The following is a 10,384-nucleotide window of genomic DNA, read 5'->3' as shown; positions in this document are numbered from 1 at the left end:
TGTGGGAGCGGGCTTGCTCGCGAAGGGCCGGCGAGAACGCTACAAGGCCTGGATCAAACCATCCCGCCCAGCTTCAACTCACTCTTCAGATACGCGTAATAAATCGGCCCCGCCACCACCCCCGGCAGGCCGAACGCGGCCTCGAACACCAGCATCGCCAGCAGCAACTCCCAGGACTTGGCACTGATCTGCCCGCCGACGATGCGTGCGTTGAGGAAGTATTCGAGCTTGTGGATAAAGATCAGGTAGCCCAGCGCTGCAATCGCCACCCAGATCGACAGCGACAGGCCGACGATGGTGATCAGCGTGTTCGACATCAGATTACCGATCACCGGCAACAGCCCGAGCAGGAACGTCAGCACGATCAGGGTCTTGGTCAGCGGCAGCTTGATTCCGAACAGCGGCAGGATCACCGCCAGGAAGATCGCGGTGAAGAATGTATTGAGCAGGGAAATCTTGATCTGCGCGAAAACGATGTTGCGAAACGCCTGAACCAGCAGATGCAGACGATCGAACAGCGCGGCCGCCAGCGGCTTGCGCTTGGTGACGTCCGGCACTCGCTGCAACGCGATGATCGCACCGAGCACCATGCCGATCAGCAAGGTCACGAACATGTGCGCCGCGTCTTTGCCCACCAGTTGCAGTTCGGACAAATGCTTGCTCGCCCATTCACCGATGGCCACACGGAACTCGGCGGCGCTGGCGGGCAGGTAGCTATCGATAAACGGTGGCAGTTGCCCGCGTGCGCGGTCAACCACGCCCATGAATTTGTCGAGGGAAGCCCCGGGATTTTCCGCCTCGTGCAGCAGGAAACTGATAGCCCCGGCAAAGATCAGCGCCAGCACACTCACCACCAGCGTGCCCAGCAACGCTACCGCCAGCCAGCGCGCGCGACGGCCTTCGATCAGTCGTTGCAGTTGCGGGGTCAGCATGTTGACCAGTTCGAACACCAGCAACCCGGCCAGCAGACTGGGCAACAAGCGCAGCGGCAATGCCAGCAGCAAACCGCCGAAAATGATGATGCAACTGACCCAGAACACAACATGACGCTCAGAAAACGTTGGCATACAGCCTCAAAACGAACGGCGTAAAAGGATTGGCAGTCTGCCAGCGATCCTTGGGGAGCACTAGGGATATGCGGTGTTTGTGGGTTTGGTGTCTGACTTGCGGCCCAGCCCTCACCCTAGCCCTCTCCCGGAGGGAGAGGGAACGGACCGCGTCAATTTAGAGAACATTTACAACCTGACAGACCCGGTCGATTCCGGATTCAGCACCGCAAGCTCAGGTCGACGGATAACTCCGACATCCCGCGTTCGGTCCCCTCTCCCCCTGGGAGAGGGTTAGGGTGAGGGCCTGGATCCCAAGCCGGACACATCTGCCAGTCACCACCTAAATCCGCTTTATTTCTTCTTCAGACAATCACTCATAAAGGTCTTGCGCGCATCGCCGGTCAGCGCCTTGGTCTTGGCATCGGCATTACAGGTTTTCATCTTTTCCTGTTGCGGGGTCAGGGTCTTGGCGTCGTTGGCCGCCGGCGCTGCCTTCAGGCAAGTGCTCATGAAGGTTTTGCGCTCATCGCCTTTCAGGCTCTTGGCCGTGGCGTCGGCGTTGCAAGTGGTCATCTTGTTCTGTTGCGCCGTGGCGGCAAAACCCTGGGAGCACAGCAGCAGACCGATCATCAACAAAGGGACACGCAACATCTTCATGGAGTTTTCTCCTTGTCGCCGCATCGATGGAGGCGGCCTCCGGCTGAGTGTAGTCAAAGCTTGTTACACCTTCCTACCCTCAAGGTGACTGCGCCGGTATTGTTCCGGCGTACACCCGGCCTGCCGGGCAAACATGGCGATAAAGGCCGAGCCGCTGCTGTAGCCAAGATCGAAGGCGATTTCCTGCACGCTGCGCGTACTTTCCAGCGCCTCGATGGCCGCGAGATAGCGCAGGCGCTGGCGCCACTCACCGAAACTCATCCCCAACTCCCGCACGAATTGCCGGGCCAGGGTGCGCTCGCTGACATGCACCTGCGCCGCCCAGTGCGCCAGCGGCTCGTTGTTGCCGGGCTCGGCCTGCAGGGTTTCGAGGATGGTCAGCAATCCGGGGCTGCTGGCGTACGGCAGGTAACACTGATGAACCGGCGCCTGCCGCAACTGATCGACCAGCACCTGGGCCAGGCGCTGGTCGGCATCGAACGCGGGGATCTTCACATCCCGGGCGGCGAAGTCCTTGAGGATTGCCTTGAGGATGTCGCTGATCGCCAGGGTGCAGGCCTGCGCCGGCAAATCCGCGCACACCTCGGGCGCCAGGCACACCGCCCGATAGTTGACCGGCTGATGACTGTAGAAACTGTGTTCGACCTGCGGCGGCACCCACACCGCGTATTGCGGCGGCGACATGAAGCGGCTGCCGTCGACATCCATGTGCAACACGCCGTGGGCCGCGTATTCCAGCGTGCCCCACGGGTGGCGGTGCGGCGCAGCGTATTCGTGGGCATTGAAGTCGGCGTAGCGGAAATACACCGCCGACGGCAGTTCGCTGAAATCCAGCAGATCGATGTGTTTACTGTTCATGCTGTCCGGAATCAGAGGCAGGTTGTCCGGTTCGCAGTATAGGCCTGCATCCAGACAGGGGATAATCACCGTTCATCAACGTACTGGTTTCTCTTCCCATGCAATACGCGTTTCCCCTGCTGGCGATTTTCATCTGGGCCGGCAACACCGTGATCAACAAGCTTGCCGTCGGTGCGATCTTTCCCGCCGAGATCGGCTTCTACCGCTGGCTGCTGGCCGGCGTGCTGTTCACCCCGTTCATGCTCAGGAAGGTGATTGCGCACTGGCCGCAGATCCGCCCGAACCTGGGCAGGATTTTCATCCTCGGCGTGCTCGGCATGGCGGTCTACCAGAGCCTGGCCTACTTCGCCGCGACCATGACCAGCGCCACCAACATGGGCATCATCCTGTCGCTGATGCCGTTGATGTCGCTGGCCATGGCGATTATCAGCCTCGGCCAACGCCTGACTGCCGGCGCGCTGGTCGGTGCGGTGCTGTCATTCGCCGGTGTGCTGGTGGTGGTGTCGTCCGGCAGCCTCGGCGCGCTGCTGCAACACGGGGTGAACCTGGGGGACGCAATGATGCTGATCGCGACCCTCGCCTACGCGATCTACAGCACCCTGCTGAAGAAATGGCAACTGCGCCTGCCGCCACTGGTGTTGCTGTACTTGCAGGTGCTGGTGGCGGTGGTGGTGCTGTTTCCGCTGTATGCCGTGTCGCCGAAAACCGGCCTGACCCTGCAGAACATTCCGCTGGTGCTGTATGCATGTCTGCTGGCCTCGATGCTCGCGCCGCTGGCGTGGATGCAGGCCGTACAGCGCCTGGGGCCGAGCCGGACCACGCTGTTCTTCAACCTGCTGCCGTTGATCACGGCGCTGATTGCCGCGGTGGTGCTGAAGGAACAACTGGCGCTGTATCACCTGGTCGGTGGCTTGCTGACACTGGGCGGGGTGATTCTTTCAGAGCGCTGGACGACCGTCCTCGGTCGCTCCCGCACCCCGAGCGCCGCCTAGACCCCGGCGGCTTTCAACCGCGCCGCGTGCTCGACGAACAGCCGCACCGGGTCCGCGCCTTTGCCGACCAGTCCCAGTGACTGGTTGACGATGTCGAAGTGATCCATCGGGTAGTCATCACCGATCACCGTGCCCAGGTGCGAGCTGTAGCGTCCGACCATGCCGTCGCACTGTCCCGGCTCGCGCACGAAGGTCTTGGCGAACAACCGACAGCTGCGGTTGGTGCCGTCGAACAGGTTGCCACCGCGGTCGGTCTTGCCCGGCTGCAAGGTGCCGGACCACGAGTAATAACGCACGCCGTTGACCTCTTCCGGCCCGTGCCCGCCCCAGGTGTCAGACAAACCCTGTGGATAACGCTGGTTGAACAGCGCCACGCCTTCGGTGGTCAGGGAGTTGTGCGAAGCGTGAATATCCACCGGCAGTTTCGGCCCGTGGTAACCGGTTTCCAAAAGTGCCATCAGCCAACCGACAAAACGCAACAGCGCCTCAAGAATGCGGCCCCGGGCGCTGTCCGCCGGATAGTGTTTCGCCAGATAGTCGGCAAGTTCCGAACCATGATTGGGCCCGGCCACCGACGTCACCGACGCCACCAGATCCGGGCGCTTCGCCGCTGCGTAACGCGCCGTCAGCGAGCCTTGGCTGTGGCCAAACAGATTGACCTTCGCGGCGCCGGTCTCGCGCAGGATTTCATCGATCCGCGCCAGCAGTTGCTCACCACGCACTTCGGTGGAATTGAGCGGCGACACCTGCACCGCAATCACCGTCGCACCACCCCGGCGCAAAGCGGCGATGATCCCGTACCAGTACGGGTACAGCACCAGCCGGATAAACCCGAGCATTCCCGGCACCAGCACCAGTGGATAACGTGTGGCCGAATCCTGCGACATGGGCAGACATCCCTGTGGTCGGTGGGTGGATGCATGACGTGCAAAACGCCCGCCAAGCATCCTCCTCGATGATGACAACTGCACGACCAGCCTACTTCAGCCCCACCACCCCCGCCACAATCAGCCCCACCGACAGCAATTTCACCAGCGTCAGACTCTCGCCCAACAGCGCAAAGCCGAAAAACACCGTGCCCAGCGAGCCGATGGCGGTCCAGATCGGGTAAGCGATGCTCACCGGCAACTCGCGCATGGCCAGGGTCAGGAAGTAAATCCCGCCCACCGCCGCGACTACAGTCATCAACGACGGCCACAACCGGGTGAAACCCTCGGCGTACTTCATGCCCATGGCGAAGGTGACTTCAAACGCCGCCGCGATCAGAAGGAAAGCCCAGGCCACCTAAAACTCCCGGGCCAGGTCGAGCAAGCGCTGCTCGGCCTCGGCCACCGACACCGCGAAGGTGCGCTCGGCGGATTCTTCGCCCTCGGCCGCGACCACCCTTACGTCGTTGATGCCGATGAAACCCAGCGCCGTGCGCAGCCATGGATCGGCGTGGTTCATCGCCTCCAGCTCGCCACCCGGGCCGAAACCGAAACCGCCGCGACTGGTGACGATCAGCGCTTTCTTGCCGTGCAACAGCGGCGTGTACTGGGCGATGCCGTTGTCCAGGGTGTGATCGAACGTCAGGCCCAGACGCACGATCTGATCGACCCAGGCCTTGAGGCCGCTGGGCACGTTGAAGTTGTACATCGGCGTGGAAATCAGCAGCAGGTCGTGCTCGAACAACTCGTCCACCAGTTGATCGCTGAGGGCCAGATCGGCCTGCATCGACAGCGGTCGTGCTTCGGGCTCCGGGTAGAACGCCGCGGCGACAAACGCCTCGTTGACCGCTGGAATCAGTGCACGCCCAACCTCGCGGCGAGTGACTTGCGCCTGCGGATGACGAACTTGCCAGGCGCTGAGAAAACTTTCCGCCAGGCGCCGCGAATGGGAGCGCTCACCGCGAGGGCTGGCATGGATCGCAAGAATCTTGCTCATCTGAAACTCCTTGGGACTAGACTTGAGTGGCTGTGTGGCGCCAGATTGCAGTGCCCACGTCATCGCCTCAAATGAGCAAAAATCAGTCTGGATGAAATGAATTCATCCATGGAGTTTCCATGTTCGCTTCATTGCCGCTGACCGCACTGCGCGCGTTCGAATCCGCCTCGCGCCTGTTGAGTTTCAAGGCGGCCGCCGAAGAACTGGCGGTCACGCCGACGGCGATTTCCCATCAGATCCGCTCGCTGGAGGACTGGCTCGGCGTGGCGCTGTTCGAACGCCTGCCGCGTCAGGTGCGCCTGACCGAGGGGGGCGAGCGGCTGTTCCGCAGCCTGCACGGCGCGTTTCTGGAAGTGGCGCAAAGCGTCGATACCCTGCGCCCGCAGCGCAGCGGCAGCAGCCTGACACTGTCGACCACCGCCGCCTTCGCCGCGCTGTGGCTGGTGCCGCGACTGGGGCGGTTTTACGCCAGGCATCCGAACATCAATGTGCGGCTGGACACCCACTGCGAAGTGATCGACCTGCATCAGGACGCCAGCGTCGACCTGGTGTTGCGCTACAGCCTCGATGACTACCCGAACCTCTACGGGTTGTGCCTGTTCGATGAGTCGTTCGGCGTGTATGGCTCGCCGGAACAGGTGGCGCTGGCCGCCCGCCGCACACCGGCGCTGATCAGCGTGCGCTGGCACAACTCGAAACTCTACGCCCATGGCTGGGAGGCGTGGTGCGCGCAGTCAGGCGAGAACTGGCTGAATCAGCACCCGGCGATCCGTGAATACGATGAAGAGCATTACGCCCTGCAAGCGGCCATCGCCGGGCAAGGGCTGGTGCTGGCGAGCAATATTCTGGTGTCGGAGAGCGTCGCCAGCGGTCTGCTGGTGCCGTACAAGGGCGAGGTGCAGGTCGACGGTGCCGGTTACAGCGCACTTTGCGTACCGGGCCGCGAGCGGCATCCACCGGTGAAGGCGTTTTTTGCCTGGCTGCGCGAAGAGGCGCTGCTCTCGGGACTGTCGCCGCGATCGTAGCCTTTGTCGGAGGCTACGATCCTGTGCGGATTATCGGGTAGGTTTTACAGTCACCGGTGCCTTGCCCGCCCTCATCTGCTCCAGCAGCGGCGCGCACTGATTAGGCTCGCCACCGCTCGGCGCCACCAGCGCCAGCAGTCCCGCCGCCGGCGCGGCGATCACGCCCAGCGCGACCATGCCGGCACCGCGCAGCATCAACGGCACCGCTTTCACCCCGGCGTCAGGCTTGATGAACTTGCCGCGTACATACAACGGTGAGCGCAGGGAAATCAGGCGCCAGCCCTTGGATTCCGGCGTCACCGTCAGGTCCAGTTGCTCGGTGGCCATGTTCGCCGTGCCGTCGATGTAGATGATCGCGTTCTCGGTGTCGAACACGAACAGGCGGGTGGTCGCCAGGCCAGTCTTGATGTCGAAGTCCGCCGCTGCGCAGTTGATCTTCACTTCCTTGTCGCCAAAGACCTTGCCGACCACGTAGTTGCCGACGTTGAGTCCTGCCAGCTCCATCAATTCACGGCTGATCGCGCCGTCGTTGATCAGCATCTTCAGGTTGCCGTTGGCACCGCCCAGCAGCTTGGCCACCGAGTTACCGCGACCGCTGATGTCGGCATCGCCGTTGAGCTCGCCGAAACTGGTCTTCATCGGTTCGAAGGTCGGGAAGAGCTGCTTGAGCTTGAACTTGCGCGCGGTCAGTTTTGCCCGGCCTTCCAGCGGCTCGGTGCGGCCGTTGAGGCGGATCTGCGCATCGAGATTGCCGCCAGCCACGCCGAAACGCAGCGGTTCCAGGCTCAGTTCGCCGTCGTTGAGTTTGAGGTGGGTATAAAGGTCGGTGAACGGCAGCTTCTCGCTGTGGACGATGCGTTTGCCGGTGAACTCGACGTCGGCGTCCATGTCGCGCCAGCGCTCGGTCTTGAACTCCTCCACCGGCAGCACTTTGTCCGCCGGTTGTTTGCTTTCACCACCGCGGGCCTTTTGCTTGTCATTGGAGTCGGCACCGATCAACGGTGCGAGGTCGGCGAACAGCAGTTGATTGGACAGCAACGCACCACTGAGTTTGGGGCGCGGCTTGCTGGCGACGTAGGCCAGGTCGCCGTGGATGTCGCTGCCGCCGATCTTGCCGTTGAACTGTTCATAGCGGAACTGCGCGCCGTCCGGCTCATGCAGTTTGGCGATCAAATGACCGTCGGTGGAGTACGGCGGCGTGTCCGGCAGGGTGACGCCGGTCAGCGGATAGAGATTGCCGAGGCTGGCGCCCGCCAGTTTCAGGCGCAGGTCGAGGGCGCCGAGGTTCAGCGGATCGGTCAGGGTGCCGGCGAGTTCGATGCTGGTGTCGCCGACCTTCGCCTGGGCCTGCAGCGGGAACGGTTTGGCCGCATCCTGCAAGGCCAGCAGTCCGCCGATCTTGCCTTGGCCGGCGAGTTTCTGACCGTGATACTGGCCGGTGACTTTCAAGGCGAACGCGTAATCCTGCGGTGCGCCGCCCTTTTCCAAGGCGGTTTTCGCCGCTTTGTCGCCGACAATTTCGCTGAAGGGAATCGGTTTGCCCAGCGGATCGATCAACAGGTCGAGATTGGTCTTGAGGGTCTGGTCGTCCAGAGTGACATGGCCCTTGTCGAAACCGATGGCCCCGATGTCCACCACCCAGTTCGAGGGCTCGGCGTTCGGGTCCTTGGGATCGAACTTGAACGTCCAGTTGGCGCGGCCATCGGCCAAACGCTGCAATTGCGCGTTGGGTTCAGTCAGGTCGATACGCGGGATCGTCACCCGTTGTGCCAGCAGTGCCAGCGGCGAAATGCGCAGTTCGACCCGCTTGAGCGTGACCATCTGCGGCTGCTTCGACCAGTCCGGGTTGCCCAGGGTCAGGTCTTCGGCCACCACATGCGGCCACGGCACCCAGGCGCGCCAGCCGCCCTCGTCCGGTTCTCGCTGCCAGACCACGGCGAGGTTGCCGTTGATGGCGAACGGTCGGTGCAGTTCTTCCGAAACTTTGGCGTTGAGCGGCGGTTTGATGCGGTTCCAGTCGAAGAACACGATGATCAGGACCAACACCGCCAGCAACAGCACAAGAGTGGCGAAGGTCCAGGCGAAAATTTTACGCGTGCGCGTCATTGCACAAAGCTCCTGAAAACGACGGCGGATCGACACCGCTGAAACGACGGGCCTTAGGGGGCCCTCATGAAGTCTACGACTGACAAACAGCCCGCAGGTTTAATCGAAAGCCCATCGAGGCCAAAAAACGGTGGCCATTCTGACCGATCAGTCGACTCGGCGTTACCGCCCCCGCACTTTTGCGGAGCGCAAGTGGGTGGAAAATACCCACCACTGTGCAAAACCGCCCGCCTGAAACGCCCGAGCTAGAGCCTCCCGAGCGAACAATCAATTCTGTTGATTATTACCATTGTGTTTATGAACTTTTATATCGACTTATCGAGAGTAGCATTGCCCTCGTACCCACTTTATCGCCCTCCCAAGGAGCAACCCATCATGAAACGCCAACTTCTGTTCAGTCTTACCCTCTCGATGCTGGCCAGCACCGCTTTCGCTCTGCCAGCCGCCGACCAGGCTACCCCGCAAGTGAAATCCAGCCACTCGGTGTTCAGCCAGACTGTTGCCGCTGACGGTTCGGACCGCACTCCACAAGGCCAGACCCTGGCTGAAAACGGTCGTAACCGCCTGGAAGAAAAAGGTCTGGTTCAAGATGGCTATGACAAGACCCCACAAGGTCAAACCGTAGCTGAAGGTGGCCGTGATCGTCTGGAAGAGAAAGGTCTGGTTCAAGACGGCTCGGATCGCACTCCACAAGGTCAAACCCTTGCAGCCGATGGTTCCGATCGCACTCCACAAGGCCAGACCCTCGCTGCTGACGGCTACGACAAGACCCCACAAGGTCAGACCCTGGCTGCCGATGGCTACGACAAAACCCCACAAGGTCAAACCCTGGCCGAAGGTGGTGGTGACCGTGTGATCGAACGCAACAGCGCTTTGAGCTAAGCCCGTGGCGGCCTGGAAAAAAAGCCCAATCCCCGGATTGGGCTTTTGACTTTTCAGCAGCCTGTATAAAGAAGTCGCGATTTCCCGCTTCCATCTCCCCCGCTGCCGTTCGACGCCGACAAAGCCGATTTGCTAGAGTGCGGCGCTTGTCTTGACTAAGAACACACCCTTGCGATGCTGCCCCGCGCCGAACAGAAACAACAAACCCGCAACGCCCTGATGGACGCTGCCCGCCACTTGATGGAAAGCGGCCGAGGATTCGGCAGCCTGAGCCTGCGTGAAGTAACGAAAACCGCCGGCATCGTGCCCACCGGTTTCTACCGGCATTTCGCCGACATGGACGAACTTGGCCTGGTGCTGGTCAGCGAAGTCGGCCAGACCTTTCGCGAAACCATCCGCCTGGTGCGCCACAACGAATTCGTCATGGGCGGAATCATCGATGCGTCGGTGCGGATCTTCCTCGACGTGGTCAGCGCCAACCGTTCGCAATTCCTGTTTCTGGCTCGTGAGCAGTACGGCGGATCATTGCCGGTGCGGCAGGCCATTGGTCGCTTGCGCGAGAACATCAGCTCCGACCTGGCGGCGGATCTGGCCTTGATGCCCAAGCTCCAGCACCTGAATCGTGAGGGTCTCAGCGTGATGGCCGACCTGATCGTCAAATCAGTGTTCGCCACCCTGCCGGACATCATCGACCCGCCCGCCGAAGCCCTGCCGGAGCATCTGACGCCCCAAGCGAAGATTACCCAGCAGTTACGCTTCATCTTTATCGGGCTCAAGCACTGGCAAGGGCTCGGCAGTACCGAGTAGTTCCCTGTTATTACGCACACAACAAATTTCCCTCTGTGGGAGCGGGCTTGCTCGCGAAAGCATTGTGTCAGTCACCTGATTCATT

General features: G+C 61.6%; 11 protein-coding genes. 4 read left to right on the top strand and 7 right to left on the bottom strand.

The window, feature by feature from the left end; translation table 11 throughout:
- Positions 1-53: 53 nt before the first annotated feature.
- The 3 genes from ACW9HX_RS28320 to ACW9HX_RS28310 all read right to left on the bottom strand — a co-directional run bounded on the left by ACW9HX_RS28320 (position 54) and on the right by ACW9HX_RS28310 (position 2,564).
- Positions 54-1,067, bottom strand: a complete 1,014-nt coding sequence (locus ACW9HX_RS28320) for an AI-2E family transporter (RefSeq protein WP_457383114.1) — start codon at positions 1,065-1,067, stop codon at positions 54-56.
- 333 nt (positions 1,068-1,400) lie between these two features.
- Positions 1,401-1,706, bottom strand: coding sequence for a PsiF family protein (locus tag ACW9HX_RS28315; RefSeq protein ID WP_025111807.1), 306 nt, complete (start codon positions 1,704-1,706; stop codon positions 1,401-1,403).
- Between the two features lie 63 nt (positions 1,707-1,769).
- On the bottom strand, positions 1,770-2,564 hold the full coding sequence (locus tag ACW9HX_RS28310) for an AraC family transcriptional regulator (RefSeq protein WP_457383113.1): 795 nt from the start codon (positions 2,562-2,564) through the stop codon (positions 1,770-1,772).
- 98 nt (positions 2,565-2,662) lie between these two features.
- Here ACW9HX_RS28310 and ACW9HX_RS28305 point away from each other — a divergent pair, with 98 nt between their 5' ends.
- Positions 2,663-3,556 carry a DMT family transporter gene (locus ACW9HX_RS28305; RefSeq protein ID WP_457383112.1) on the top strand — a complete coding sequence of 298 codons (894 nt, stop codon included), beginning with the start codon at positions 2,663-2,665 and terminating at the stop codon, positions 3,554-3,556.
- Here the strand turns inward: ACW9HX_RS28305 and ACW9HX_RS28300 are convergent.
- The 3 genes from ACW9HX_RS28300 to ACW9HX_RS28290 form a co-directional block, all read right to left on the bottom strand.
- Positions 3,553-4,443, bottom strand: a complete 891-nt coding sequence (locus ACW9HX_RS28300; RefSeq protein WP_457383111.1) for an alpha/beta fold hydrolase — start codon at positions 4,441-4,443, stop codon at positions 3,553-3,555. The two genes, ACW9HX_RS28305 and ACW9HX_RS28300, sit on opposite strands and share 4 nt — an antisense overlap.
- 91 nt (positions 4,444-4,534) lie before the next feature.
- On the bottom strand, positions 4,535-4,840 hold the full coding sequence (locus ACW9HX_RS28295; RefSeq protein WP_457383110.1) for a DMT family transporter: 306 nt from the start codon (positions 4,838-4,840) through the stop codon (positions 4,535-4,537).
- The gene (locus tag ACW9HX_RS28290; RefSeq protein ID WP_457383109.1) at positions 4,841-5,479 is read right to left on the bottom strand and encodes an FMN-dependent NADH-azoreductase; all 639 of its coding nucleotides are present in this window, start codon (positions 5,477-5,479) and stop codon (positions 4,841-4,843) included.
- A gap of 119 nt (positions 5,480-5,598) precedes the next feature.
- Here ACW9HX_RS28290 and ACW9HX_RS28285 point away from each other — a divergent pair, with 119 nt between their 5' ends.
- A complete protein-coding gene (locus ACW9HX_RS28285; protein ID WP_457383108.1) occupies positions 5,599-6,504 on the top strand; it encodes a LysR substrate-binding domain-containing protein in 906 nt (301 codons plus the stop codon).
- 30 nt (positions 6,505-6,534) lie between these two features.
- Here ACW9HX_RS28285 and ACW9HX_RS28280 read toward each other — a convergent pair whose 3' ends face one another.
- Positions 6,535-8,610: an AsmA family protein gene (locus tag ACW9HX_RS28280; protein WP_457383107.1), complete on the bottom strand. Its 2,076-nt coding sequence runs from the start codon at positions 8,608-8,610 to the stop codon at positions 6,535-6,537.
- A gap of 375 nt (positions 8,611-8,985) precedes the next feature.
- Here ACW9HX_RS28280 and ACW9HX_RS28275 point away from each other — a divergent pair, with 375 nt between their 5' ends.
- Positions 8,986-9,492: a hypothetical protein gene (locus ACW9HX_RS28275; protein WP_457383106.1), complete on the top strand. Its 507-nt coding sequence runs from the start codon at positions 8,986-8,988 to the stop codon at positions 9,490-9,492.
- Between the two features lie 174 nt (positions 9,493-9,666).
- Positions 9,667-10,299: a TetR family transcriptional regulator gene (locus tag ACW9HX_RS28270; protein WP_096819790.1), complete on the top strand. Its 633-nt coding sequence runs from the start codon at positions 9,667-9,669 to the stop codon at positions 10,297-10,299.
- Positions 10,300-10,384 lie beyond the last annotated feature (85 nt).

The sequence above is a fragment of the Pseudomonas sp. SDO52101_S400 genome (assembly GCF_054071635.1).
Note: the sequence above shows the minus strand (reverse complement) of the source record. Positions and strands in the feature narration are given on the sequence as shown.